The sequence below is a fragment of the Pseudomonas sp. SDO55104_S430 genome (assembly GCF_054070595.1).
Map to the genome: position 1 here is coordinate 1 of NZ_JBSVXG010000083.1, position 25028 is coordinate 25028.

The window sequence follows — 25028 nt, forward strand, 5'->3', positions numbered from 1 at the left end:
TCAGTCGACATTTGCATGGCTGACACACCGCCTTCGCGAGCAAGCCCGCTCCCACAATGGAACAACACCAGCCGCTCATGCTTTGTCACTTGCCTTCACCTGCCATCCCCCCGAAGCTATACGCCTTCAGGAGACCCCGATGAACCTTGTTGAACTGACCCAACGCCTGCACGCCATCCGTGACCGCAATGACTGGCGGCAATTTCACAGCCCGAAAAACCTGGCCATGGCCGCAAGCGTCGAAATGGCCGAGCTGGTGGAGATTTTCCAGTGGCTGACCGAAGACCAGTCCAAGCAACTGCCTGCCGATAAACTCGCCCATGCCGGTCAGGAAATCGGCGACATCGTGCTCTATCTGTTGCTGCTGTGCAGCGAACTGGGCGTGGACATGAATGAGGTGGTGCGCAGCAAGCTGGCCGACAGTGAACGGAGGTTCAGCTGATGAGCGACCGTCATTTCGATCAACTGGCCACGCGCTTCGCGGAAAAAATCTACGGCGGTGCCAAGGGCGCGATTCGCCTTGCCGTGCTGCAGGCCGATCTGGCCGAAACCCTGCCGAACCGTCCGCTGCGGGTGCTGGATATCGGCGCCGGCCTTGGCCACATGTCATTGTGGCTGGCCGAGCGCGGGCATCAGGTGACCCTGGCCGAGCCCGCCGAACCGATGCTCGAAGGCGCCCGCCAGCGTTTCACTGACGCCGGGCAAAGCGCAACCTTCATCCAGGCACCGTGGCAGGATCTGCTCGGCCAGCTCAACGAACCCTACGATCTGGTGCTGTGCCACGCCGTGCTGGAATGGCTGGCTGAGCCCCACGCGATCCTGCCGGTCCTGCATCAGCTGACCAGGCCCGGCGGCTGGTTGTCCCTGGCGTTCTACAACCGCGATGCGCTGATTTACCGCAACTTGCTCAAGGGTCATTTCCGCAAGATGCGCAAGAACGACATGGCCGGCGAGAAACAGAGCCTGACCCCGCAACAACCGCTTGATCCCCGGGAACTGGCGGCGCAACTTGAAGGCTTGTGGCAGGTCGAAACACAAAGTGGAGTGCGGGTTTTTCACGATTACATGCCCGTGGAATTCCAGGCCCGTGCCGAGTTGGTGGACCTTCTCGAAATGGAACTGGCGCACCGCCGTCACCCAAGTTTCGCCGGGCTTGGGCGTTATCTGCACTGGATCTGTCGGCCGGTCTGATCGGAGTGTGAAATGAAGAGTCGTGCAGGGTTGCTGCTGATCTGTCTGGGACTGGCTGCCTGCGAAGGCACCAACCCTTATGTTGCGTCCTCCAAACCGATTCCCCCGGCACCGCCGCAGGCGGCCAGCACCTTCGACCGCAGCGCTTACCCGGCCGCCCCGCGAGACTACGGACGCTATCGCAGTTGGGCATGGCTGGATGGGCATCTGCCACCAGGCACCGCATGGGCGGATTCCGCGCAGGTTGCCGAAGCCGTCAGCGGCGCTCTGGATCAACGCGGTTTGCGCCCGCTGCATGACAGTCGGCCCGCCGATCTGTTTGTCAGCGCCGCCCTGCGTCTGGAAACCCGTACGCGCCAGGTTCAAGATGACTATGGCGCCTATGGTGGTTACGGCGGCTACAACCGGTACGGTTATGGTCCGGGTTACGGCATGTACGGCAGCGTGCCGATCATTCGTACTTACCAGGAACAAGTGGTTGTGGTGCAGGTCGATCTGTTCGATGCGCAAAACGGTCAGCCGGTATGGAGCTCCAGCGCGGAAACCTCTCACAGCGGTACGCAGAGCCAGCAGATGGATGCAATTCGCAAGGCTGTGGAAAAGGCAATGTCGGCGTATCCTCCCAGTTAGCTTCCTGTAGATAAGAAGCATTTCGCTGGTTCATGTCTTCAATCGGAGAATCATCATGTTCCGCCGTTTCGCTTTATTGGCAGTGATCGCACTGCTCAGTGCCTGCGCCGCCAACCAGGTCAATCACGACTACGATGCCAGCCGCGACTTCGCCGCCTACCGCAGCTGGAGCTGGAAAGAGCCCGCGCTGCAATACCGCCCCGATGACCCCCGGATCAAAAGCGACCTGACCGAGCAGCGCATTCGCGAATCTGTCTCCGAACAACTGGACCAGCGCGGCCTGCGCCCAGCCGCAGCGGGCGCGAAAGGCGACTTGAGTATCCAGACTTACTTGATTGTCGAGGAACGCCAGCAACAGGTGACCACCAACTATGGCGGCGGTTGGGGCAACCCCTGGTACGGCTATTGGGGCGCACCGATGTACAACGAAACGCGCCTGGTGTCCTACAAGGTGGCTACCATCCAGATCGACATGCTCGACGGCAAGGACGGCAAGCTGGTGTGGCGCGGCAGTGACGAGCAGATCCTCAGCCGCTCGCCGAACCCCAGCGATCGCAGCAACGCGATCCACGAAACCGTCACCCGGATCCTGGCCAACTATCCCCCCAAAAGATAAACACCGACACCTGTAGGAGCGAGCATGCTCGCGATGGACGACTAGACGACACGGGAAGCCTGACACCCCGCGTTATCGTTGACCTCCATCGCGAACATGTTCGCTCCTACAGGTTTTTTGTAGTCTGGGCTGGCGAGATGCCAGCAGCTCATCCCACCCTTGACTACACTGCTCCACACCAATGGAGGCAGTGCTCGGCAGTGAGCCGGCCAAGGAGTGCACGATGTCGTCCCGCATGGATTTTCGCGGCCCGGCCCGGCAACGGGGAGCGATTGGCTTGATGGCTGCCGGAACCCTGGCACTGGCCCTGGGTTTCACGCTGTTGGTGATCGACTCAGGCAGGCTTTACCTGGAAAAACGCAAATTGCAGCGGGTGGCCGATGTGGCCGCGCTGGAAGCTGTCAGCCGCAATGGCGACTGCCAGTCGCCTAACCTCACCGCCGCAGGCTATGCCCTCGAAAGCGCCACACGTAACGGTTACAAGGCGAGCGATGGCATGACTCTGAACACAGCTTGCGGTTCGTTGCAGGCCGGGGCCGACAACCTGCGGGCTTTTGTGGTCGATGCCAGCAAAACCGAAGCGATTCGCGTGATCGTGACCCACACGGTCACCACCAGCATTGCCGCAGGCGTCTATGCGCTGCTGAGCCCAGGTCCGGCCAGTCTGACCACACAACTCACGGCCACCGCTGTCAGCGCACCGGCGGTCCTGCCGCCTCTGGCCAGCTTGACCATCGGCAGCACGGCACTGGTGATCGATGCCAGCAAATCCGCCGCCCTCAATCTGTTGCTGGGGCAGATGCTCGGCGGCAACCTCAACCTGAGCATCGCCGGTTGGCAGGGGTTGGTGAACACGCAGATAAACCTGCTGAGCTACCTCAACCAGCTGGCTGTCGACGTTAACGTCACCGCCGGCAACTACACCGAACTGCTGAGCAAGAACATCGCGCTGACCCAATTGCTGGATACGGCAATCACCGTCATGCAGGCCGGCGGTCCGACGGCCAGCGTGGCGGTCAGCGGCCTGACCGGTCTCAAGGCGGCGGTAGGCAGCACTTCGATCGTTCTGGGACAGTTGCTGCAGTTGCAAACCGGCACCGTTTCATCGGGACTCAATACCAATTTGCAGGTGTTCCAGCTGGTAGAAGCCTTCGTGCAATTGGCCAACAGCAAGAACGCCGCCGTGGCCAACATTCCGCTGAATATTCCGGGGCTGGCCAATGGTGTGGTCAGAGTCAAAGTCATAGAACCGCCGCAGTTGTCGGCCATCGGCAATCCGGCGCTGGTCAATGGTCAGCTCAATGATCCGAACCGGATCTTCGTGCGTACGGCTCAGGTGCGCACCGTTCTGTCACTTAATTTGCCGCTGCTTTCCAGTATTTCTGGTCTCGCCAACGAGATTCAAAGTCCTGTGTTACTAGGCGGTCTGGCCGACACATTGAACAATTTACTGCACCTTAATTTAGCCGGTACGCTGAGCTCGGCGATTTGCCTTCTTACGGGAACCTGCGAAAAAACCGATCTTCAGATCTTGCCAACTTCGACAATCGATATTGCTCTGGAGGTGGCCGCCGCCGACAGCCATGTCACCGGATTTAACTGCGCCAACGATGCCACAAAAACCTTGGTTACCCAGACCAACACTTCCCTGGTGAAACTTAAAGTCGGCAGCATAGATACGAGCAGCGCGTTTTCTTCGTCGTCTGATGTCACCGTCCGGCCATTGGCATTGATCGATATCGGTAAGGTCAGGTGCATTGCCTGGAATTGTAACTTGTTCCCCCGAGTAGCGTTTTACGGCGGCGGCCTGGGCATAAAAATCGACACCTCCATCGCCAGCACCCAAAGCTCCCACGTCTACAATCAACCACCGGAAATCAAGAAGCCACCGATGTACTTCAGCCTTGGCACCCAAGGCATCGTCAACAGCCTGAAAACTACCTTGAGCGGGGTTCAGGTGGAGGCCTACAAACCTAACGGGCCGAGCTTGCTGGGAGATCTGCTGGTCACCACAAGCGGCACTCTCAATGGTATCAACAGCACGCTGGGCCGCACGATCCAGTTGTTGCTGGCGCCCGTGGTCGATCCGCTTCTCGACGGCCTGCTGGCCAACCTCGGCATCACCCTGAACAAGGTCGATGTCGGCGCCAACCTGAGTTGCAAACCGCCGGGCCGGCCAACGCTGGCGATCTAAACCGTCGAAGCGATGGGCAGCTCGATACAGAACCGCGCACCCTCGGCCGCATTGCGCACACTGAGCCTGCCGCCCATGTTCTCGACAATGCCGTAACTCACCGACAACCCAAGTCCGGTACCAACCCCCACCGGCTTGGTGGTGAAGAACGGCTCGAAAATCCGCTCCAGCAAACGCGTATCGATGCCGCCGCCGTTATCCTCGACCCACAGGCGCACCGTCTGCTGATCCCGATCCGCGGACAGTGAAATCCACGGTTCGAACTGCGCATCTTTCTCGCACTTGCCGACCAGCGCATCCCGGGCGTTGACCATCAGGTTGATCAGCACCTGTTCAAGCTGATCGATGTGCCCCAGCACCTGCACCTCGAAGTCGGGGGCGCTGACCCGCAACTCGACACCTTTGCCGCGCATGCCGTCGGCCAGCAGCGACAGCGTGCCTTCGATGGCCTGGGCCGGGTTGAACAGTTGCTGTTCGATCTCCGAACGCCGGCCGAACACTCGCATGTGATCCACCACCCGCGCGGCGCGCTGTATCTGGGCGTCGATGCGCTTGAGTTTGTCGGTCAGGTAGTCGATCTGCGCGTCGCCTTTTTCCAGGCGCTTGAGCACGTTGACGATGGCCATGCGCATCACGTTCAGCGGCTGGTTGATTTCGTGGGCCAGGCCTGTGGCCATTTCGCCGAGGGTGGCCATTTTCGCGCTTTGGGTGAGTTGCATCTGCGAGCGGCGCACTTCGGTGTTGTCACGCCCTACGGCTTGAATCTCTAGCAAGTGGCCTTGCTGGTCGAACACCCCGCGATCCGACCAGATCCACCAGGCGTGTTCCCGTCCGGGCAGTTGCAGGTTGATCTCGGCGCTGCTGACCGGGCATTGCGGGCTCAACTGGCCTAAACGCTGAGTGAACGCATCGCGCTGTTCCGCGGACATCCAGCTGCCCAGGTTGATCCCCGGCAGTTGATCCGGTGAGCACTCCAGATAGGTCGCCAGCGGCTGATTACCGAACGTCAGGGTCAGGTCCGGCAGGTAGCGGCAGATCATCGCCGGCGAGTCCTCCACCAGAATCCGGTAGCGCTCCTCGCTCTGTTCGATGCGCTCGGCGGCCTGGGTCGCCTCGGTGACATCCAGCCACAGCCCCACGGCCTCCACCGGCAGGCCAAGGTCATCGCGCAGCAGCTTGGCTTCATCGAGTAGCCAGTGGTAATCGCCGCGACTGTCGCGCAGCCGATAACGGGTGCTCACCGAACCTTCGCGCAACAACTGGCGGGTGCGCTCGAAGTAGCGCTCGCGGTCCTCGGGGTGCAGGCGTTCGATCAACGCGGCGCCTGCGCAATCATCGAGTGTCCAGCCGAGCAGTGGCGCCAGGCTGTCGCTGAAAAACGTCGGTTCCAGCACGCCTTCGACATAGCGCTGAACGTAAATCACCGCGGGTGAGCGGGCGATCAGGTTGTCCAGCCGCGCATGGGCCGCGGCCGCCTGTTGTTCCTGATTCTTGATGTCGCTGATGTCGAGCATGAACCCCACGACACGCCGATTTTTACCGATGCCCAGGGCCTGGCCTTGCAGGCGATACCAGTGCGGCGGCGCGCCGGTGTCGGGGTGATAAATGCGCACGCACAGCAGCAGCGGCGTGCCTTGGTCCTGCAAGGCGTGCAGGCGACTGCGCAGCTCTTCGCGGTCGGCGGGGTGCACCTGTTCGAGCCAGTCGGACAACGGCAAGCGGGCGCTGGCAAGGTTCAGGGCCTTGACCAGCGACGGCGCCAATTGCACCTGGGCGCTGTCGCCGAACACTTCCCACCATCCGGTACCGAGCAGGGTTTGCAGCGATTCGAGACGCTCCAGTTGCAGGTGATGCCGATGCTCGCGCAGTCGCTCCAGCACGGGGCTGGCCAGCGCGGCGGCGAATTGCAGCCAGTCGCGCTCGCTGACGTCGGGCGGGCGTTGTTGCGCGCCGAAGTAGCCAAAGAGCAACCAGGCCGCCACGCCTTGCGCGTCGTGATAGGGCACGACAAAGCCCTCGATATTGCCGAAGGCGTCTTGCAGACGCGGATGCTGAAGCAGGTTCGGGTGCTGGGGCGCCGAGCCGCTGAGGCTGTCCAGGCCCGTGCCCAGGCGCTGGCCGTTCTGCCACAGTTGCGGTGCGCCGGGACTGGCGTAGTGCTGGTGAATCTGCCAGCCCTGTTCCTCCTCATCGAGCAACGCCAGGGCGACGCACGGAATGCGAAAGCGCTGGGCCAGGCTTTGCAGCTGCTCGCTCAGTACCTCGGGCAGACGCGACAGACTGCACAGGCGCAACTGCTCGCCGATCTGCACCGCCAGCGTCTGGCACTGTTCGCGCTGGCGTGCTTGCCGGCGTTCGAGCAACAGGTCGCCGATGTCCAGTAATTGCAGCAGCCAGGCATCGTTCAGCGGCTGGACCCAGCCGCGTAGATGCAGTGGCTGGCCAGTGAGGCTGTAGAAATCCAGATCGAGCAATTGCCCCTGCCAGTCCGCGGGCAATCCTTCGACCGTCAGACTGTTGTGAGGCAGGAGGAAATCGAGCAGGTGCGGTGCTTCTGCGCCTGGCGTGTGTTGCGCCAGCTGATGTCGCAGCGGGCCGCTCAGGCGCAGCACCCGACCTTGCGCGTCGAGCTGCATCTGCAAACCGACACTGCGCATGCTCGCAGGCTCCAGCACAGGCTGCGGCGCTGGCGGGTGGCGGTGGAGCAGGCGCCCGAAGAGTTTGTCGCCGGCACTCAAAATTGCAGGCTCGAACTGGCGCTGAGCGAAGCTGGCAGGTTCGGTACCGGACCGATGCCCGGCAGGTTCAGGAACGGTATGACCGCACTCAACTTGCTGGTGGGGTAGTTGATGCTGACCTTCAGCAGGCCGGCGGCAAAGGTGGTGGTCACATCGGTGTCGGGATCGAAATTGAAACCGGGCGGAATCCACGCCAATTGCCGTCGCAACTCGTCCTTGACCAGGGTTTTCAGCGCAGCGTCGTATCCGGGTGTGGCCGGGTCGAGGGCGACGCTACGGCGCACGGCTTCGGCGGTCGACTGGTTGAAAGATTGCATCAGCAACAGTGGCAGGCTGTAGGTGACGATTGCGTAGAACACACCAAAGAAGATGACGAACACCAAGGCGAATTCAATCGCCGCGGCGCCTTTTTGTTTGCGGGGGAGGCTGGTTTTCATGAGTGCGTCTACCCTGACTGTCACTGCGTAATATCAGCATAGAATCATTCAGGCAAAAGGGACGTTTTTTACAGGATGCAGATTTTTGTACTGCTGCTCTGGCTGACGCTGTGTGCTGCGCAGGATGCCCGGCAGCGCCACATCGCCAATGGCCTGACTTTGGGGGTCGGCGCGCTGGCATTGGCCTGGCTGTTGTGGAGCGGCACCACCTGGCTGGGTGCGACCGCCGCGCAGGGCGGGTGGGCGGCGTTGCTGGCGCTGGCTTTCACTTTGCCAGGTTATGCACTGCGTCGGCTCGGCGCCGGCGATGTAAAACTTTTGACAGCTCTTGGTCTCGCGACCGACGGTCGGTATGTGCTGGGCGTGTTGATCGGTGCCGGATTGGCCAGTGTGTTGTGGCTGGTGCTGGCGCCAAGAGTCTGGCTGCATACAGGTCAATGGCTTAGAGAACGTATTCGCTATCTACAGCCTGGGATGTCAAATAAACAGCCCTTCGCACCCTTCCTGTTGGTGGGCTTTATGCTGACTTTGATCTGGATCCCCTATTTGTAGAGCGTCCGGAGTGGGTCTACTTTCTACATTAGTTGTACAAACCTGTTTTCAAGTAGAGGAACGGTCAGTATCTGACCTGGCAGGGAGTTGCACGTGAACAAGCGTACCTCCGCGGTAAAAATCATGGTGGTCGACGATGAGCCAGCGATCGTCGAATCCATTTGCGAATTTCTCGAGGACAACGGTTATCGGGCTGTTCCTTGTGAGTCCAGTCAAAAAGCCATTGCACTGTTCAACGAAGATCCGGCCATTAGCCTGGTGCTGTGCGATCTGCACATGCCCAGGATGGATGGCATTCAACTGGTTCAGGAGCTGCAACGGCTGAGCGGCAAGCACCGGGCGTTCGAGGCGATCATGCTGACCGGGCGCGCGGACAAGCAGGATGTGATCAAGGCGCTGCGTGCGGGTTTTGCCGATTATTTCCAGAAACCGGTCGATCCCAATGAATTGCTCGAAGGCTTGCAGCGCCAGGAAGCGGTGTTGCTGGAGCGCAACAAGGCGATGCAACTGGGGCATCTGAATCAGAAGCTGCAGTATTTGTCCGAGTCGATCGACGATCTTTATCAGGATCTGGACAAGGTTCGGCGCGCGCCCTATGTGGCGGATGCGGGAGAGGGTGATGTCAGTGAGGTGGACCGGGTCGAGATTCCGGCGATCTTCAACCAGCTCTCGCCACGGCAGCTGGAAGTGGCGCAACTGGTGGGCAAGGGGCAAACCAATTATCAGATTGCCTGTGAGTTGGGGATAACCGAGAACACGGTGAAGTTATATGTGTCGCAGGTTTTGCGGTTGACGCATATGCATAATCGGACGCAGTTGGCGTTGGCGTTGTCGCCCAGTAGCTCGGGGTTACGGCAGCGGGTAACGGCGCACTGAGTTCGCTGTTCCTGTAGGAGCCGAGCTTGCTCGCGATGCTCTTTTGGTTGTGTACATATCCATTGCTGCGGTTGCGGCGGCTGTCGGTTCCGCCCTGACGGACGGGTCACTTTTGGCAAACGCCCGGAATGCCGGCCCAGCCAAAAGTAACCAAAAGGTCTCGCCCCAACGTTCGGTCCCTCGCCAAGGCTCGGGATCCCTTCGCTCCGGCATTCATCCGGGGGCATCGCCTCCGGTTTGCTTCGCTGCACCTCCTCTCGATGTGTGCGGCTTCGCCGCACGGCGCTGCGCGCCTGCCCCCCGGATAAACGCCTCCACTCAGCCTGCCGATGGGGCGGGTGGATCAAAAGCCAAAGCCAAAGCAGCTGAGGCGAGCTGACACTCGACCTGAGGTTGGTTATCCGCATTCCCCTATGCGAACGCGTACCTGTAGGAGCGAGGCTTGCCCGCGAAGGCGGCCTGGTAGTCGACCTCAATCTTGCGGATCTACACCGACCCAGTGTGGGAGCGGGCTTGCTCGCGAAGGCGTCCTGGCAGACAACCAGATTCTTGCGGGTGTACATCGACCCAATGTGGGAGCGAGCCTGCTCGCGATGAGCACCCAGCCACCGCGGGCATTCAGACAGCCAGCGTCAACGTCCACCACCATCGCGAGCATGCTCGCTCCTACAGTGGTGCGGAGGCGCCCACAGATTTTGCGTCCACCACAAAATCTGTGGGAGCTGGCTTGCCAGCGATGACGGCCTCATACACGACCTGATTTCACGGATGTACACCGACCCACTGTGGGAGCGGGCTTGCCCGCGAAGGCGGCCTCACAGACAACCCGACTTTGCGAATGTACCCAGACCAAAATTGTGGGAGCGAGCCTACTCGCGATGGCGGATGCCCAATCCCGTGTAAGTGCTGCCGAAGACTGTGATCTTTTGATCTTGAAAGATCGCAGCCTCGTTTCACTCGACAGCTCCTACACAGTCCCTGCAGGAAGCACGCGGTTATTCCCCCGACCCACTATCCACTTTCCCCCCTTCATACTGATCAAAGAACTCCGGAATCTCGTGCTGGTAGCTCTTCAACCAACGCTGCATCGCCAGTTCGCGTTCTGTCGCGGTGGCGCTCTGGAGTTTGGGGGAGGCGGCGGTGTTGTTGCGTTGCAGTTGCAGCCAGCCCTCGGTTTCCTGCTGTTGGGGCGAGGAGGGGCCGGAGTCGATGGCGTGGCTGAACACAGGAAAGGCCAGCAGGGTGAGGCAGCAGAGGGTGGTGGGTTTCATCGGTTTGCTCCCTACGGAAGTGCCGGGGTGGCGACGGCGGCAACTTGTGCGGCGGCGGTCGGAGAAACTTTCGCCGGGGATTTGAGTTTTTCCGCGCGGGCCTGGGCTTCGGTGACCTGGGTTGGGCTCAGGCCGGCGCGGCTGACCAGTTCGGCGGCACGGCTCCAGTCGTCCTGGTAGATCAGCAAGGTGACCATGTTCAGCGCGGCCAGCGTGTCGCTCTGCTTGAGCTCCATGGCGGTGAGGAATTCGAAGCGGGCATCTTCCAGGCGCAGTTGGTTGAGGTACACCACGCCCAGGTCGTTGCGGATTTTTTCGTCGGTGGGCGTCAGGCGAGCAGCGCGCTGCAAATGTGCTTGAGCCTGACCGTTGTCGCCGCGAGCGGCGGCGAGCTGGCCCAGGCCGTGTTCGGCTTCGGCGGCCATGCAGCCGCCGAGCAGGCTGCGGTACAAGGGTTCGGCTTCGCTGCGGCCCAGCAGACGATACACCTTGGCCTTGCGCAGACGGACGTCGGCCATGTTGCCCGGCAGGTTTTCCAGATTGGCCAGGCTCGCGTGCAGCTTGCCGTCCTTGGCCATGTCGTCGGCGAGGTTCATCGCCAGTTGCTGTTCGGAGCTCAATTTGCCGCAGCTGGCCGAATCGGTCAGGGCGCTCCAGGGTGTCTGGCCGGTGCTCGCGCAGCCGCCCAGCATCAGCAGACTCAAACCGGCTATCAATGCTTTCATCACATTCCCTCTAGGAAGCAAAGGCTCGCGTCAGGGCAGTGAAGCCCGGGCCGGCCAGTACGATCAACAGCGCCGGGAAGAGAAACAACATCATCACGACGGACATTTTCGCGGACATTTTGGAGATGTATTCCTGCAGGCGCGTCATGCGCCGGTCATCGAGCAGTTGCTTGAGCGACAGCAGCGATTTCATGGCGCCGCCGCCCTGATGCAGCAACTGCTGAAGGATCACGCAGGTGTCGGTGAATTCATCCACCGCCATCAGGCGGCTGGCCTTGTGCAGCTCTTCGCCCAGCTCCAGGCCGGAATCGACCCGCGCCAGCACCAGGCGCAATTCATGGGTCAGGATCGGCAGCAGTTGTTTGCCGTCGTTGCTCAACACGCGCAGGGATTGCTCCACGGCCATGCCCGATTCGAACAGGATGCGCAGCAGCGGAATGAAGGTGGAAACCTCGATCGCCAGTTGCTTCTGCCGATTGTGTGCGGCGGCCGCCAGCAGGCGCTTGGGCAGCAGATAACCGATGCCGACCGCGAAGGTCGGAGCGATCCAGTGATTGCTCGCTTGAGGAAAAAACAGCGCCTGGATCAACAGGCTCATGAACAGCGCTGCGAGCGGAACGCCGACCTGCAGAGCGGCGAAATAGGTGCGTTTGCGCGCGGTGCGCCAGCCCAGGCAGTTGAGCAGGGTCTGGGTTTCGTTATCCAGGCTGGCCGTGCGCTGACCGAGCCGGCTGGCGCCCAATGCATGCAGCCACTGACTGAAACGCGGTTCGCTCGGCGCTTTGCCGTCCAGGCGCTGCACCACCTGACGCGCCCGACGCCGCAATTCCAATACCACGCTGACCAGCAACAGGGACGCGGTCAGAAACAGCAGCGAGCTGAGCAGCATCGATGGGTTCATAGGCTTCGCAACATCCGCCACAGCGCCAGACAGCCGAACACCTGCAAGCCGATGGCGCTGACCAGCATCATCTGCCCCGAGCCATCGTTCCACATGCTCATCAGGTATTTGGGATTGGTGATCAGAAAGTAACCAGCGACCGATACCGGCAGCAGCGCCAGCACCACCGCCGTGACCCGGGTTTCGCCGGTCATGGCGCGCAACTGGCGAGAGGCCTGCTCGCGTTCGCGGATCATCCTCATCAGGTTTTCCAGCAGCTCACTGGCATTGCCGCCGTAGCGATGATTGACCTTCAAGCCCAGGGCAAACAGACGCAGTTCGTCCTTGTCGTACAGCTCGGCAAAGTCCGTCGCGGCATCCGGCAGGCTGACGCCCAACTGCACGCTGCGCTGTACCCGGCCCATGGCATCCCGGAGCGGATCTTCAGAGGCATTGATGGCGCCGAGCACCGCATCGGCCAGGGTGCGACCGGACTTCAGGCTGCGCACGGTGTGATCGAGTAGCGGCGGCAGTTGCTCGACCATGCGCCTGAGCCTGCGCTGATAACGCCATTGCACATACATCCGCACCAGCAGCGGCGGCAGTACAGCGAGCAGGAGCAACCCAAGCCAGCCGCCGAGCATCAAACCGAGCAGCGCACCCAACCCCCAAAGCGTGAGCCACAACCCCAGGCGCTCCGTGGGGCGGCCCAAACCCGCCCGCAGAAAGGCGCGCTCCAGACCGGCCCACGAGGTTTTCTGCGTCACCGGTTCCGGTTGCCCGCGGGTCAGGCGTTCCAGTGCACGCTCGGTGCCGGGCTGGCGCAGGCCGCGCTGGAACAGGCGCACCGAAAGTCCGAGCAAGGCCAGGCAAACCAGGATCAGCAGCAAGGGTTTGAGCATGCCGTGACCTCAGTACGTCGAGGGGGAAAAGTGCGAGTCGCGGCGCAACTTGTCGCCCGCCGGATTCACCGCTTCGCGCAGGAAACCGAAACCGCTGCGCCGGTCCAGACGGAACAGGGTATTGGTGACATACACGTCCTCGCGCACGCCAATCACCTCCACCACTTCGCTGACGCAACGGCGGCCATCGGGCATGCGCGTCAGTTGGATCACTACATCCAGCGCCGCGCAGATCATCTGACGCAGGGTGCGTTCGGCGATGCTGCGCCCGGTCAGGCCGACCAGGGTTTCCAGGCGCAATAGCGCATCCTGAGCATTGTTGGCGTGCACGGTGCTCATGGAACCGTCGTGGCCGGTGTTCATCGCGGTCATCACATCGACCACTTCGACGCCGCGGATCTCGCCGAGGATGATCCGGTCCGGACGCATCCGCAGCGCGTTGCGAATCAGGTCGCTGGCCTTGACCTCGCCATGGCCCTCGGCATTCGGCGGCCGCGTTTCCAGGCGCACGACATGAGGGTGACCGAGCTGCAATTCGGCGACGTCTTCGATAGTGACGAGGCGTTCGTGAGGGTTGATCAACTGGCTGAGGATGTTCAGCAGAGTGGTCTTGCCGGTGCCGGTGCCGCCGCTGATCAGGATGTTGCAGCGCTTGCCCACGGCGTCCTGAAGGAATTCATAGATCGCCTGATCGATGGTCTGCATGGCCATCAGGTCGGTACTTTTGAGCATGTCCTGGCGGAACTTTCGAATCGACAGACATGGGCCATCCAGGGCAATCGGCGGAATGATCGCGTTGACCCGGCTACCGTCGGGCAGACGCGCATCGACCATGGGCGAGGACTCGTCGAGCCGGCGCCCCAGCGGCGCGAGAATGCGCTGGATCACCCGTTCGACGTGATGGGCATCGATAAAACGCAGATCGCTCTGATGCAGCAAACCGTCGCGCTCGATGAACACCCGGTGCGGGCCGTTGACCAGAATCTCGGTCACCGCCGGGTCGCGCAGCAGAACCTCCAGCGGCCCGAAACCGGTGAGTTCGTCGACGATCTCTTCAGCCAGCCGCTCCATCTCATAGCGGGAAATCGCCAGATGCAAACGCGCGATGTACTCCGCGACCTTGTCGATGACGAACTGCGACAGCACCTGCCGCGAGCCCTCCAGCAGGTTTTTGCCGGACTCCTCGATGGCGTCGATGATGTAGCGGTGCAGCACCAACTTCAGGCCTTCATGGTCGGTGTTGCCGGCGACCCCGCGCTGGGGACCGCCGAAGAGTTTTTCAGCGCTCATTGGGTACCTCTCAAGCGACTGAACCAGGACTTGGGTTTGGCCAGACTTTCGGAACGTTTGGCCAGGCGTTCGCCGAGGGTTTTCAGGCTTTGGGTGAGCACTTCCCGGGGCGCCAGTTCGAACAGGGTGACGCCCTGGTTCTTGGCGTTCAGGCGTACTTCGGGGCTGTAGGCGAGGGTGGCGATGATTTCCATGCCGAAGCTTTTGCCCAGGGCATCGGAGTCCGGCGCGACGCTGCGCAGATAGCGGTCGACCAGCAGCTTGGCGTGATCGAGTTTCATGCCTTTTTCCCGCCACAGATTGAGCACCGCGAGATTGCGTCGGCAGTCGATCACGTTCTGATCGGTGTACCACAGCAGCTTGTCGCAATGACTGACGAAGGTGCGCAGGGCTTCGCTGTCCGGTTGCCCGGTGAGGTTCACCACGATGTGCTGGAAGTGCTGGCGCAGGGCGCTGAGCAACATGTACAGCTCGGCGGCGCTGGTGTGCTCCAGCGGCTCATCATTGTTGGCGTAGGCGAGGATGCGCAGGCCGACTTCGCAGCGGGTGAAGGCGCTGTCGATCAGCGTTGCGTCGAGGCGGCGCACGTGGCGCAACGCATCGCCGAAATAGAACGAACTCTCAAGGCCCAGCAATGCCAGGCTGTCGCCCCGGGGCAGACCCAGATCCAGCAGCAGGGTTTGCTGGCCGCTCTTCTGCACCACCTGCGCCATGTGGTTGGCGAGCAACGCGCCATCGGCATTGCTCTGCACCCCGTACAGCACTGTCAGGCCACCCAACTGGGTGTTCGGCGCCACCGGCGGCAGGCGTTTGCCCAATCGGCGGACCAGCCCGGCGACCTCACTGGAACGCGAGCCGTAGGCAACGAAATCCCGAGCACCGGCACGCATCGCATTGAGCACCAACTGGTTGTCCATGCCGTCGCCCAACGCGACGATGGCCAGCATCGGTTTGGCTTCCAGCGCACCTTCGATGAGCGCGCACTGGGCCACCAGATGCTCGCGATCAAGACCGACGAACACCAGGCTGGCGAAGGTCACGTCCACCAGCGCCAGCAGTTCGTCGAGGCTGTCGCCCGGGACGCTGACCACCTGGCCCATCGGCGCGAGGGCGCCCTGCAACCATTCAAGATCGGTGTTGCTACGCGTGATCGCGAGGAAGGTCTGGCTCAGGTTCTGGCTCATTGCGATAGCCCGCTGCGTTTATCGAAATCACCGTTTTCGAGGAAGTACAGGCGATACCAGTTAGGGTCGTAGTTGCGCAGGTTTTCACCCGGTAACGAAGGCAGCTTCGCGTTGACCGCCAGCGGTTGGACCAGATGCGGAGTGACGATCATCAGCAGCTCGCGCTCTTCGCGGTTGATCGAGGAACTGCGGAAAAACGCGCCGAGAATCGGAATATCGCCAAGGCCCGGAAATTTGTTCACCTGCGAGGTGTTTTGCGTGCTGATCAAACCGCTGATGACGAAGCTTTCGCCATCGGCCAGGGAGATGCTGGTGTCGGTGCGGCGAATGGTGAAGGCCGGCACGGTGGTGCCGCCGATGGTCACGGCGTTGTTGTAATCCAGCTCGCTGACCTCGGGCGCGACTTTGATCGCGATATGGTCGTTGCTGACCACCGTTGGCGTCAGCGTCAGGCGGATACCGAATTCCTTGTATTCGATGGAATAGCTGTTGCTGTTGGCGCTGGGGATCGGGATCGGGATTTCACCGCCGGCCAGGAAGCTGGCGCTCTGTCCGCTCAGGGCCACCAGGCTTGGCCGCGCCAGGGTGTAGGCGAAGCCGCTGCCTTCCATGGCATTGATGATCGCCAGGAAATTACCGCCGCCGGCGACGATGTTGTACATGTCGTTGGCCAGCGGAATGCTCGGCACGGCGATGCGCGGATCGAGATCGCGCAGCGGCAGCACCCGTGGCGTCACGCCGGTGTTGGGCACGGTGCCGGGCGAGCCGAACAAGAAGTTGGAGGTCTTGCCGTAGATTGAGGTGCTGGCTTCCTTGAGTTTGGTGCGGCTGACTTCGACGAAGCGGATGTCGGTCTGCACCTGCGAGGGCAGTGCCGGTTCATCGGAGGGCAGGCGGGTGGCGGTGGTCATGGCGGCGGTGGCGCGACCTTTCACAAACACCATGCTCTGGCGCGGGGTGCTGGCGCAGGGTGTCCAGACCATCAAGCTGGTGGCGCCAGCGGCCATGCCGGTGAGCAAGAAGGCGTCGTTGCCGTTGACCCGCACATCCGCGATTTTCGGGTCGCCCACGGCGATGCGGGTTATCGCGACCGGCGACTGGACTTCCTGCTGCATTCCTTCGCCAACTTCCATCGTGGCCGGCATCGGGCCCAGCGCGGAACAATTGCCGCTTGCGGCCAGGGCTGCCGTCACGGGCACGCCGCTGATCAAGGTGGCCCAGATCAAACCGTTGAACAACGGCACAAAACGTCTGCGCATCAAAGGGCATCCTTGCTCGATTCAGGGGGTCTTTTGCGTGGTTTCATTGCCGCGAATGACTTCCACGGCCGCTTTGCGCGCGGGTGTGGAGGCGCCGATGGCCATGACATTCTTCGGCGGCGGGGTCATGGCCAGCTCGTTGAACTGAATCAGTTCGCGGTCGGCATTGGCCAGGTTGGCCGCCGAATCGCTTTCACCGGCCCAGTACCGGGCCAGGCGGTTTTCCTCGGCGCTGCGCACGGCCAGGCGCAAAACTCCGGCCTGCGCAGCGAGCATCAGGCGACTGATCAGTGGTTCGGGCACGGCCAGCAGCACGGTGCGAGCGCTGGCGCGCTGTTGTTCCTGACGCAGTTTGTCGTCGTTGCCATGGGCAGGGTTGGCGGGTTGGCCGTCGTTGGTCAGACCCATCTGCTCGCCCACTCCGAGTACGCGCAGGGCCGGGATCACCAGTTGGGACGAGGCCTGCGGGTTGGTGGTGTCCATGCGCAGAAACAGCAGCACATCAACATAGTCTCCCGGCGCGAGTTGCCCGCCGGCGTTGACTACTTCGTCCACGGCTACGGCCAGCGCGCGTTCGTCAGGGCGAATCATTCGCGCTAGGCTGCCGCCGGCGTCGAAGCTTTCGTCGTTGAGCCAGCTGCCGGCCTTGAGGGCGCGCCACGGGGTGCGGCCGATGGCTTGATCGAGGCTGGTCAGGCTGCCGGCGGGGACGGTGCGCAGTTTTTCCAGGGCGACGTCGTCGGCGGTGATTTGTGCGAAGGGGGCCACGTCGCGTTGCAAGACCACCACCGGTTTGCGGGTGGTGTCTTCTGTCTGTTGCGCGGGTGACTGAAGCGGGGAGGTTGGTGGAGTGTCGCTCAATTGCGCAACGAGCGCGGGTGCCGGTTGTTGGGTCAACGTCAGGCCCCAATACCCTGCAAATACAGCGCCCACCAGTGACAGTCCGGCAAGGCCCAGAATGATACGGCTGTTCATGACGGCTCTCCCTTTCCTGCTGCGCAAAGACCCCGTTTCATCCGACGAGACAACTTCGCAATCAGGCAGCTATGAACATGGAACTATTTCGCTATTGGACGGTAGCGCAGCTAGAGCGAAATGCCATTACGAAGCTGAAAAAATTCAATAAAAGTAAATGATTACGACGAAATGTCGGTTTTTCTGGCGTCAACGAAGCGACTAATACTTTGTAATTAGTCCGTTGTTACAGTTGTTGGGTTGGAAAATGCCGACAATGCTGATGCTGGCATAGGGAAATCATGTTGCGCTCATGCAACACCCGGGTGCGCCAGGAGATCGGTCATGTCTTTTTCGAAGCTGGTTAGCAAGGTCAAGTCGGAACTCGTTTTGTCTTTCTGCAGGAGATTGGCGAGGGATACCGAGGGCGCGTCAGGTATCGAGTATGCGATTGTGGCGGCGATGGTGGCGGTGGTCATTGCGGGGCTCAGTTCGGGTATTGCGGGCGACATCGGGACGGTATTCGGAAAAATTTCGGGTGCACTCGTTCCTAAGTCGTCCTGATGCGACGGTCATTTGCCATAGCTGAAGGCGGGTCCTAATGTCAGTGCTTACTTTACTACCGGTGTCGCGCATGAGTGCTCCTGCCTCTTCCCGCCAACAACTTCTTCTGGTCGATGACGAAGAAGACGCTTTGCTCGAGTTGGCGGAGTTGCTGGAGGGCGAAGGCTTCGATGTCTTTACCGCAACGTCCGTGAAACTGGCTCTGCACCATCTCACCCGTCATCCGGACATTGCGCTGGTCATCACCGACCTGCGCATGCCGGAGGAGAGTGGCATGTCGCTGATCAAGCGCTTGCGCGAGCACACCTCGCGCCAGCATCTGCCGGTGATCGTGATGTCGGGGCATGCGGATATGGAGGATGTCAGTGACATGTTGCGGTTGCATGTGCTGGATTTGTTTCGCAAGCCGATTTATCACGTGCGGTTGTTGGAGACGTTGAACAATCTGTTTCCGTTGCCGGACGTGCGCGCCAGCGGCTCTTGAGCTTTTTTGCGGGAGTGAGCCTGGGCAATGCATTTATCCAGTTTTCCCGCGTCATCGTTGACCTCCATCGCGAGCAAGCTCGCTCCTACAGTGGTCCTGCGTCGTCCTCAATTTTGTGTCCAACACAGGCCCTGTAGGAGCGAGGCTTGCCCGCGAAGGCGTCCTGCCGGCCAACCCCTCCCTACAACTGATAACTGAAACTGATGCTATACCGCGCCCGCCGATTGAACGTATCCAGCGCCTTCTCCGACATCGGCTTGGCCGCTTCCAATGCGATGTTGTAGTACTTGGCATCGCCAAATCTCAAACCCACCGCCGCCGATGACATGTCGTTGCCCTGGACCGGCAATTTGTTGAACCAGGTCTTGGCGCGGTCCAGCACCACATAAGGTTGCAGCACCCGAACCCAACTGCCCTCGCGATTGAAGCTGTAGTTCACCTCATACGCCGCACCCCAGCCCTTGTCGCCGGAAGTCTGGTCGTCGGGGTAGCCGCGGCCGAAGTTCTGGCCGCCGAAGACGGCGCGTTCGCTGTCGGGCAGGCTGTCGTCGCTCCAGTAGAAGGCGGCGGAGAGGACGCCTTGCCAGTTGTCGAAGAACTTGTCGCTCTGCACTCCCGACAGACGCAACCGGAAGAAATCCAGGTCGATGGCGCTGTTGTCGGTATTGGCACCCATGCCGTCGATACCCTGATACAACCCGCCGCTGAGGATGCGCAGTTGGCGAGCGTCGGCCTTGCGCCAGTCGCTTTCGAACGCCAGGGCGCGGATGTCGGTGCGTTGTTCGACGCTCAAGGGGAAGCCCACCACCTTGTAGCGGGTCTTGTCGTCCACGGCGTACAGGCGCGCGCCGGCGCTCAGGATTTCGTTGGGCGAGGCGATCAGCGGGTGAGTGAAGCCGATGGAATAACGATCGTTCTCCCGATGGGGTTCCAGTTCGAGGCCGTTGTCCAGACGCACATTGCTGCCCAGATCGGCGCGGTAGCGCGAAGCGGACAGGGCCAGTTGCGTGCCCTCTGCATTGAGGAACTGGTTGTAGTCCAGGCGGTAGTAATGCTCTTTATCGTCACCCGGCGGAAACAGGCCGCTGAGGGTCAGCTGTTCGCCCATCGCCGTCTGGGAGTTACTGCTCACACCCAGCAGGGCCTGAGTGCCGTTGCGGTTGTCTTCGGTGGTGCTCAGGGTACTGGTGAAGGGTTTGCGGCTGGCCTGAGCGATCAGGGTTGACGCGCCGTCGGTGGTGCCCGGTGGCGGCACCTGGGCTTGCAAGGTCACGCTGGGGATGCGGCTCATGAGCGTGGTGTAGCGCTCGAACGTCTTGCGGGTCAGCGGGCGTTCGGCCTGCAGTTTGGCCACCAGTTCATCCAGCAGGCCTTTGACCCGGCCGACGTCGCCCTGCAACTGGTAATCCTTGATATAGCCCTCCACCAACACCACGCGCGCGGTGCCGTTGTCGAAATTCTGCTGGGGCAGGAAGGCGTAGGACAGCAAGTAGCCATCCTGTTGATAACGACGGGTGATGCTGCGGGTCGCTTCAATCAGGTCGGCGAGGCTGCTTTCACGGCCGAGCAAAGGTTGATAAAGCGCCGCCAGTTCCTCCAGCGGGTAGATCGTGCCGCCCTGGATCTGCACGTTCTTGAGCTGCACTTTGGTGTCCATCATCAACGGTTCCTGACGCGCGCCGGGCTCGGGGACCTGCGGCGGCGTGGCAGTCGGGCGGTAGGCGTCGGCGGGCAGATTCGGCACCGGCAGGTTACGGATGGTTTCGTTGCTGTTGAGGAAGCTGGGCAGGGTGTCGGCGAGGAGGGTGGAGCAGAGGGGAAACAACAACAAAAAAGCCGTGGCGCGCATAGGACACTCCCTGTTCGATCGCTGTAGCACCTGGATCTTCGTGACCCAAAGAAAAGGCGGAAGACTGAGCAACATCTTCCGCCCTCAACCAAGTGTAGGCGCTGTAGGTAAGGCCGCCTGCCGACGGCCAGGTGCAAGCTAGCGTCTGTTGCCGCCCAGGGCGCCGGTGAGTCCGCCGATGACACCGCCCAGCCCGCCGGGTGTGCCGGTCGCGCCAGTGCCTGCAGTGCCGGCATTGACCAGGCCGCCAGCGGCAGCGACGGTGCCCCCCACGGTGGTCACGGTATTACCAAGGGCCGTGACCACCGGGTTGGCATTGCTGCCCGCTATCGCAGTGCCGAGATTGGCGACTGCACCACCCGCCTGGTTGGTGAGACCCGCGACAGGAGCGCCGAGTCCGGTGCTGGCGCCGACGTTTTGAGTCAGCCCCGATACCGCCGTGGTGACCGGGTTGATCGCCGCACCGACGTTCGTCCCAAGCGTACCCAGCGCTGCAGTCGGGGCGGTGTTGGCCACGCCGCTGCCACCCAGTGCACCGCCGACGCTGGCGACCAGATTACCGCCGGCTACACCGGTAATGCCTGCCGCGCTCACCGTTCCATTGCTGTTGCCGATGTTCAGACCATTGCCGACGTTGACCACCGCGCCGCCGACGGTTTCAAGCAGGCCGCCTGCGCCCGGTGTGCTGCCGCCCGAGCCTGTGCCATTGGATACCAGGCCACCGGCTTTGCCGACCGTGGTGCCGACGTTACTCACCGCACCGCCCACGGTATTGGTCAGCGCATTGCCGTTGCCGGCATCGGTGACTTTGGTGCCCACGCCATTGACGGTATCGCCGACCTGTTTCACCACACCCTTGAGCGGATCGCCCAACCCGGTGGCGCTGCCGACTTTGTCGGTGGTGCTCTCGACCATGGCGATCACCGGCACCAGTTTGCTGCCTACTTCCTGGGTGACGTTGCCCAGAGGGCCAGTGGTTGTGGCGGTGCTCAGGGTGTCGCCGAGCATGGTGACGCGTTCGCCGACGCCATCGAGCACCGGAGCGACCCGGGTCACTACGCCGCCAACGACTGGAACGCTGCTGGTGGCCGTGGCCAGTTTGCCGCTGACATCGGAAACGCCGTTGCCAAGATCCTGTACCACTCCGCCTACTGCCGATGCCGTGACGCCGAGGCCATTGGGATCGGTGCCGAGTTTGCCTACGCCATTGGCTACGCCATCGCCCAGGGTGCTGACCACATTGCCGGTGGTATTGGCCACGCTTTGCACGACGCCGCCTGCCACCGGTACGGAACTCAATGAATCGCCGATCTGCCCGACGCCTGAGCCCACGCCGCTGACGGTGTTGCCGACGTCCTGCACCAGGGTGGTGGTGACCAGTGGCGTTGCGCCCGGGTTGGTCGGATTTGTGGGATCGGTCGGATTGGTTGGGTTCGTCGGATCGGTAGGGTTTGTCGGGTTGGTTGGATCAGTCGGATTGGTGGTGCCACCGCCGCCGGTGCCAGCGGTGCCGTCAGAACCGCCTGCGCCACCGCTACCGCCACCCGCTCCACCGGTGCCCGCCGTGCCGCCATCCGAGGAGGAGCTGTCCGGGCTGCTGTGATGACCGCCACCGCCGCTGCTGCAGCCGGTGAGTCCGAGGGAAAGCGCGAGCGCCAATGCGATTGCCGATTTGTGCCACACCTGATTGTTCATGGTTGAGAGTCCCTGCACCTGTAGCAACGTCGTTGTCATCGAGGGCTGACCGATTCTGTTGCCGGCCATTCCTTCGTCCGTTGTTTACATGACAGTCGCAAGGGCGGTGGCGCGCCATTATTGAATTGGTATTAATGCGAGGCGGTGATGAGGAAAAATTGCCGTGAAATCAATGAGTCAGGAAGGCGCCGCGGAGAATGGATACTTAAGTGATATACACAATTCAATCGTCCCCGCCCCCTGTAGGAGCGAGCACGCTCGCGATGAACGCCGGAACACCGCTGGGTGTCAGGCGCCCAGCGTTATCGTTGACGACCATCGCGAGCGTGCTCGCTCCTACAGTGGATTGGGGACAGTCAGGCCAATGGCTGCCAATTGCCTACCATGTGCTCAAGATCACCACTGCCGATCAACTGCAACTCCCCACTCGACCCCGCCGCACTGGCCAGCAGCGCCACCTCACTGGGCAGCCGCACCGGCTTCTTGAACTGCACCGCGATCTCGTAATCCGCCGTCGGCAAATGCTCTTCCAGCGCCGCGAGTGTGCGGGCCTTGTTCCACAGTCCGTGGGCGATGGCTGAGGGGAAACCGAACAACTTCGCGCTGGCCGCACTCAGGTGAATCGGGTTGTAGTCGCCGGAGACTTTGGCGTAGCGCCGGCCGATATCCGCGGGGGCTTTCCATTGGGCGATCTGGGTGAGGGGCAAAGTTGAGGCGAATACCTCTTCCACCGGTTCACCCTCGAGCTTCACCCCGCGACAGAGCATCGTGCTCTGCGCCTCCCACAGCGTCCCGAGCTGATCTTCCAAAGTCGTCAGCAAATCGAAAGTCGCGCCCTTGGCATGGGGTTGCAGGTTCTGCACGCGCACACTGACTTGCGCCCGATGCAGACCGCCCATGGGGCGCAACACGCGGATTCGGTTGCTCAAGTGGATCAGCCCGAGCAGGGGAAACGGAAACTCGTGGCTGGTGAGCAGCTGCATTTGCAAGGCGAAAGCGAGGATGTGTGGATAAGTCGGCGGCAGCAGGCTGCTGTCGGCGAAACCGCAGACCTTGCGATAGGCCTCCAGGCGTTGGGGATCGATATCCACCCAGCAGCGCAAACCGGTGTCGGGCAGGGTGGTGCCAGTAATTTTTCGCCGCGTCGCAGCCTTCGCATAAAGCGCCGGCAGGCCGGGTTCGCGATCGAGTTGGTGCCAGTCAGTGGTCATGTCTAGGCCCCCAGAACGCTTTGCCCGCACACGCGCAAGGCTTGCCCGGTGAAGGCACCGGTGGCCGGTTGCGCCAGCCACGCCACCGCTTCGGCCACGTCCTGCGGCAGGCCGCCTTGGCCGAGGGAACTCATGCGTCGCCCGGCTTCGCGCAGGCCGAACGGCACTTTCGCTGTCATCTGCGTTTCGATGAAACCGGGAGCCACGGCGTTGATGCTGATGCCCCGCTCCAGCAGCGCAGGCGCCCACGCCTGCGCCAGACCGATCAACCCAGCCTTGCTCGCTGCGTAGTTGGTCTGGCCGCGATTGCCGGCGATGCCGCTGATCGAGGCCAGCAGAATCACCCGCGCATTGTCACGCAGCGTGCCGCTGTCGAGCAGTGCCTGAGTCAGTACCTGCGGCGCATTGAGGTTGACCGCGAGCACCGCGTCCCAGAAGTCCGGGGTCATGTTGGCCAGGGTTTTATCCCGGGTGATCCCGGCGTTGTGCACCACGATGTCAACGCCGTCGGGCAGGTGCTCGATCAGTTGCGTGGCGGCATCTTCGGCGCAGATATCCAGGGTGATGCTCTTGCCGCCCAAGCGTGCGGCGAGGGCGTCGAGATCGTTCTTCGCCGGCGGCACATCGAGCAGGATGACGTCGGCACCATCCCGAGCCAGGGTTTCGGCGATGGAGGCGCCGATGCCCCGGGCCGCGCCGGTGACCAGCGCCTTGCGTCCGGCCAGCGGTCGAGTCCAGTCGCTCACTTGGGTGTCGCAGGCGTTGAGGCGAATCACTTGTCCCGAGATGAACGCGCTTTTCGGCGAGAGGAAAAACCGCAGCGGACCTTCGAGCTGATCTTCGGCCCCTTCGCCGACGTAGATCAGTTGCAGGGTGCTGCCGCTGCGCAGCTCCTTGGCCAGCGAGCGGCTGAAACCTTCAAGGGCGCGTTGGGCGCTGGCGGCGAGCGGGTCATTCAGGGTCTGCGGATCACGCCCGAGAATCACCAGATGCGCGCAATGCTCGAGGTTTTTCATCAGTGGCTGGAAGAACTCGCGCAACTGTTTGAGCTGCCCGGTTTGCAGCAGATCGCTGGCATCGAACACCACGGCCTTGAGTTTCGGGCCGTGGCCGGGAATCCACTCGGTGGCCGTCGAGGGTTCTGTGCCGTAGCTGTAAATCGCGTCGGTCAGGCGGTTGGCAAAGGCGTTGACGTGCTGCGCCAGTGGCCCGCCGCCGATCAGCAGCGCACCCTCGACCGGCCGCAGCCGACCGGCCTGCCAGCGCTCCAGGCGCACCGGCGTCGGCAGACCCAGGGCCCCGACCAGGCGATGGCCGATGGAGGAATTGGCGAATTCGATATAGCGGTCAGACATGGAACGCACTCCGCAAGCTGGGGTTCAAAGTGTGGACCATGATTGGCAATCAGTCGTTCGGTCCGCGAGATAAGGCCTACGCTTGTGCGTTATGACACGCAACCCCAACGCAATCCTGTAGGAGCGAAGCTTGCTCGCGAAGGCGTTGTTTCAGTGAGCATCGATGTGGCT

Annotated in this window: 23 protein-coding genes; 9 read left to right on the forward strand and 14 right to left on the reverse strand. The window is 61.9% G+C overall.

Features of this window, described 5'->3' with window-relative positions; genetic code table 11:
* Positions 1-139: 139 nt before the first annotated feature.
* The 5 genes from ACW9JE_RS16105 (at position 140) to ACW9JE_RS16125 (ending at position 4631) form a co-directional block, all read left to right on the forward strand.
* Positions 140-442, forward strand: coding sequence for a nucleotide pyrophosphohydrolase (locus tag ACW9JE_RS16105; RefSeq protein WP_224541490.1), 303 nt, complete (start codon positions 140-142; stop codon positions 440-442).
* On the forward strand, positions 442-1191 hold the full coding sequence (locus ACW9JE_RS16110; RefSeq protein WP_457433295.1) for a methyltransferase domain-containing protein: 750 nt from the start codon (positions 442-444) through the stop codon (positions 1189-1191). The genes ACW9JE_RS16105 and ACW9JE_RS16110 overlap by 1 nt, the downstream gene beginning before the upstream one ends.
* 12 nt (positions 1192-1203) lie before the next feature.
* Positions 1204-1821: a DUF4136 domain-containing protein gene (locus tag ACW9JE_RS16115; protein WP_224541485.1), complete on the forward strand. Its 618-nt coding sequence runs from the start codon at positions 1204-1206 to the stop codon at positions 1819-1821.
* A gap of 55 nt (positions 1822-1876) precedes the next feature.
* On the forward strand, positions 1877-2437 hold the full coding sequence (locus ACW9JE_RS16120; protein WP_457433296.1) for a DUF4136 domain-containing protein: 561 nt from the start codon (positions 1877-1879) through the stop codon (positions 2435-2437).
* Positions 2438-2660: 223 nt separating this feature from the next.
* Entirely contained in the window at positions 2661-4631 is a 1971-nt protein-coding gene (locus ACW9JE_RS16125; RefSeq protein ID WP_457433297.1) for a pilus assembly protein TadG-related protein, read from the forward strand.
* Here the strand turns inward: ACW9JE_RS16125 and ACW9JE_RS16130 are convergent.
* A complete protein-coding gene (locus ACW9JE_RS16130; RefSeq protein WP_457433298.1) occupies positions 4628-7369 on the reverse strand; it encodes a PAS domain-containing sensor histidine kinase in 2742 nt (913 codons plus the stop codon). The genes ACW9JE_RS16125 and ACW9JE_RS16130 overlap by 4 nt on opposite strands.
* Positions 7366-7806: a TadE/TadG family type IV pilus assembly protein gene (locus ACW9JE_RS16135; RefSeq protein WP_457433299.1), complete on the reverse strand. Its 441-nt coding sequence runs from the start codon at positions 7804-7806 to the stop codon at positions 7366-7368. Before ACW9JE_RS16135 ends, ACW9JE_RS16130 begins: the two co-directional genes overlap by 4 nt.
* A 75-nt stretch (positions 7807-7881) precedes the next feature.
* Here ACW9JE_RS16135 and ACW9JE_RS16140 point away from each other — a divergent pair, with 75 nt between their 5' ends.
* Both ACW9JE_RS16140 and ACW9JE_RS16145 read left to right on the forward strand, forming a co-directional pair.
* Positions 7882-8358, forward strand: a complete 477-nt coding sequence (locus ACW9JE_RS16140) for a prepilin peptidase (protein ID WP_457433300.1) — start codon at positions 7882-7884, stop codon at positions 8356-8358.
* 123 nt (positions 8359-8481) lie between these two features.
* Positions 8482-9234 (forward strand): response regulator transcription factor, encoded by a 753-nt coding sequence (locus ACW9JE_RS16145; protein WP_457433303.1) that lies wholly within the window; start codon positions 8482-8484, stop codon positions 9232-9234.
* Positions 9235-10229: 995 nt separating this feature from the next.
* Here ACW9JE_RS16145 and ACW9JE_RS16150 read toward each other — a convergent pair.
* The 8 genes from ACW9JE_RS16150 to cpaB are packed head-to-tail and all read right to left on the reverse strand — an operon-like array spanning position 10230 to position 17720.
* Positions 10230-10505, reverse strand: coding sequence for a DUF3613 domain-containing protein (locus tag ACW9JE_RS16150; protein WP_224536644.1), 276 nt, complete (start codon positions 10503-10505; stop codon positions 10230-10232).
* 11 nt (positions 10506-10516) lie between these two features.
* Positions 10517-11230: a tetratricopeptide repeat protein gene (locus tag ACW9JE_RS16155; protein ID WP_224536641.1), complete on the reverse strand. Its 714-nt coding sequence runs from the start codon at positions 11228-11230 to the stop codon at positions 10517-10519.
* Positions 11231-11240: 10 nt separating this feature from the next.
* Complete coding sequence (locus ACW9JE_RS16160) at positions 11241-12119, reverse strand: type II secretion system F family protein (protein ID WP_411961568.1); 879 nt, start codon at positions 12117-12119, stop codon at positions 11241-11243.
* Positions 12120-12127: 8 nt separating this feature from the next.
* Positions 12128-13012: a type II secretion system F family protein gene (locus ACW9JE_RS16165; protein WP_224536638.1), complete on the reverse strand. Its 885-nt coding sequence runs from the start codon at positions 13010-13012 to the stop codon at positions 12128-12130.
* Between the two features lie 9 nt (positions 13013-13021).
* The gene (locus ACW9JE_RS16170) at positions 13022-14302 is read right to left on the reverse strand and encodes a CpaF family protein (RefSeq protein ID WP_224536636.1); all 1281 of its coding nucleotides are present in this window, start codon (positions 14300-14302) and stop codon (positions 13022-13024) included.
* Positions 14299-15486, reverse strand: coding sequence for an AAA family ATPase (locus tag ACW9JE_RS16175; RefSeq protein WP_224536634.1), 1188 nt, complete (start codon positions 15484-15486; stop codon positions 14299-14301). Before ACW9JE_RS16175 ends, ACW9JE_RS16170 begins: the two co-directional genes overlap by 4 nt.
* Positions 15483-16745: a type II and III secretion system protein family protein gene (locus ACW9JE_RS16180; protein ID WP_224536632.1), complete on the reverse strand. Its 1263-nt coding sequence runs from the start codon at positions 16743-16745 to the stop codon at positions 15483-15485. Before ACW9JE_RS16180 ends, ACW9JE_RS16175 begins: the two co-directional genes overlap by 4 nt.
* A 21-nt stretch (positions 16746-16766) precedes the next feature.
* Positions 16767-17720 (reverse strand): Flp pilus assembly protein CpaB, encoded by a 954-nt coding sequence (cpaB, locus tag ACW9JE_RS16185; RefSeq protein WP_224536631.1) that lies wholly within the window; start codon positions 17718-17720, stop codon positions 16767-16769.
* Between the two features lie 324 nt (positions 17721-18044).
* Between cpaB and ACW9JE_RS16190 the strand changes: the two genes are divergently transcribed.
* Complete coding sequence (locus ACW9JE_RS16190) at positions 18045-18263, forward strand: Flp family type IVb pilin (RefSeq protein ID WP_224536628.1); 219 nt, start codon at positions 18045-18047, stop codon at positions 18261-18263.
* Between the two features lie 70 nt (positions 18264-18333).
* Complete coding sequence (locus ACW9JE_RS16195; RefSeq protein ID WP_224536625.1) at positions 18334-18747, forward strand: response regulator; 414 nt, start codon at positions 18334-18336, stop codon at positions 18745-18747.
* A 181-nt stretch (positions 18748-18928) separates the two neighbouring features.
* Here ACW9JE_RS16195 and ACW9JE_RS16200 read toward each other — a convergent pair whose 3' ends face one another.
* The 4 genes from ACW9JE_RS16200 to ACW9JE_RS16215 form a co-directional block, all read right to left on the reverse strand.
* Complete coding sequence (locus ACW9JE_RS16200; RefSeq protein ID WP_457433301.1) at positions 18929-20596, reverse strand: ShlB/FhaC/HecB family hemolysin secretion/activation protein; 1668 nt, start codon at positions 20594-20596, stop codon at positions 18929-18931.
* Positions 20597-20734: 138 nt separating this feature from the next.
* Positions 20735-22291, reverse strand: a complete 1557-nt coding sequence (locus tag ACW9JE_RS16205; RefSeq protein ID WP_224536606.1) for a collagen-like triple helix repeat-containing protein — start codon at positions 22289-22291, stop codon at positions 20735-20737.
* Positions 22292-22647: 356 nt separating this feature from the next.
* Positions 22648-23502, reverse strand: coding sequence for a MaoC family dehydratase (locus ACW9JE_RS16210; RefSeq protein WP_224536604.1), 855 nt, complete (start codon positions 23500-23502; stop codon positions 22648-22650).
* 2 nt (positions 23503-23504) lie between these two features.
* Positions 23505-24857 carry a 3-oxoacyl-ACP reductase gene (locus tag ACW9JE_RS16215; RefSeq protein WP_457433302.1) on the reverse strand — a complete coding sequence of 451 codons (1353 nt, stop codon included), beginning with the start codon at positions 24855-24857 and terminating at the stop codon, positions 23505-23507.
* Positions 24858-25028 lie beyond the last annotated feature (171 nt).

Excerpts from the sequence above, each read along its gene's own strand:
- ACW9JE_RS16105 (WP_224541490.1), top strand. The coding sequence starts at position 140 with ATGAACCTTGTTGAACTGACCCAACGCCTGCACGCCATCCGTGACCGC.
- ACW9JE_RS16110 (WP_457433295.1), top strand. The coding sequence starts at position 442 with ATGAGCGACCGTCATTTCGATCAACTGGCCACGCGCTTCGCGGAAAAA.
- ACW9JE_RS16115 (WP_224541485.1), top strand. The coding sequence starts at position 1,204 with ATGAAGAGTCGTGCAGGGTTGCTGCTGATCTGTCTGGGACTGGCTGCC.
- ACW9JE_RS16120 (WP_457433296.1), top strand. The coding sequence starts at position 1,877 with ATGTTCCGCCGTTTCGCTTTATTGGCAGTGATCGCACTGCTCAGTGCC.
- ACW9JE_RS16125 (WP_457433297.1), top strand. The coding sequence starts at position 2,661 with ATGTCGTCCCGCATGGATTTTCGCGGCCCGGCCCGGCAACGGGGAGCG.
- ACW9JE_RS16135 (WP_457433299.1), bottom strand. The coding sequence starts at position 7,806 with ATGAAAACCAGCCTCCCCCGCAAACAAAAAGGCGCCGCGGCGATTGAA.
- ACW9JE_RS16140 (WP_457433300.1), top strand. The coding sequence starts at position 7,882 with ATGCAGATTTTTGTACTGCTGCTCTGGCTGACGCTGTGTGCTGCGCAG.
- ACW9JE_RS16145 (WP_457433303.1), top strand. The coding sequence starts at position 8,482 with ATGGTGGTCGACGATGAGCCAGCGATCGTCGAATCCATTTGCGAATTT.
- ACW9JE_RS16150 (WP_224536644.1), bottom strand. The coding sequence starts at position 10,505 with ATGAAACCCACCACCCTCTGCTGCCTCACCCTGCTGGCCTTTCCTGTG.
- ACW9JE_RS16155 (WP_224536641.1), bottom strand. The coding sequence starts at position 11,230 with ATGAAAGCATTGATAGCCGGTTTGAGTCTGCTGATGCTGGGCGGCTGC.
- ACW9JE_RS16160 (WP_411961568.1), bottom strand. The coding sequence starts at position 12,119 with ATGCTGCTCAGCTCGCTGCTGTTTCTGACCGCGTCCCTGTTGCTGGTC.
- ACW9JE_RS16165 (WP_224536638.1), bottom strand. The coding sequence starts at position 13,012 with ATGCTCAAACCCTTGCTGCTGATCCTGGTTTGCCTGGCCTTGCTCGGA.
- ACW9JE_RS16170 (WP_224536636.1), bottom strand. The coding sequence starts at position 14,302 with ATGAGCGCTGAAAAACTCTTCGGCGGTCCCCAGCGCGGGGTCGCCGGC.
- ACW9JE_RS16175 (WP_224536634.1), bottom strand. The coding sequence starts at position 15,486 with ATGAGCCAGAACCTGAGCCAGACCTTCCTCGCGATCACGCGTAGCAAC.
- ACW9JE_RS16180 (WP_224536632.1), bottom strand. The coding sequence starts at position 16,745 with ATGCGCAGACGTTTTGTGCCGTTGTTCAACGGTTTGATCTGGGCCACC.
- cpaB (WP_224536631.1), bottom strand. The coding sequence starts at position 17,720 with ATGAACAGCCGTATCATTCTGGGCCTTGCCGGACTGTCACTGGTGGGC.
- ACW9JE_RS16190 (WP_224536628.1), top strand. The coding sequence starts at position 18,045 with ATGTCTTTTTCGAAGCTGGTTAGCAAGGTCAAGTCGGAACTCGTTTTG.
- ACW9JE_RS16195 (WP_224536625.1), top strand. The coding sequence starts at position 18,334 with ATGAGTGCTCCTGCCTCTTCCCGCCAACAACTTCTTCTGGTCGATGAC.
- ACW9JE_RS16200 (WP_457433301.1), bottom strand. The coding sequence starts at position 20,596 with ATGCGCGCCACGGCTTTTTTGTTGTTGTTTCCCCTCTGCTCCACCCTC.
- ACW9JE_RS16205 (WP_224536606.1), bottom strand. The coding sequence starts at position 22,291 with ATGAACAATCAGGTGTGGCACAAATCGGCAATCGCATTGGCGCTCGCG.
- ACW9JE_RS16210 (WP_224536604.1), bottom strand. The coding sequence starts at position 23,502 with ATGACCACTGACTGGCACCAACTCGATCGCGAACCCGGCCTGCCGGCG.
- ACW9JE_RS16215 (WP_457433302.1), bottom strand. The coding sequence starts at position 24,857 with ATGTCTGACCGCTATATCGAATTCGCCAATTCCTCCATCGGCCATCGC.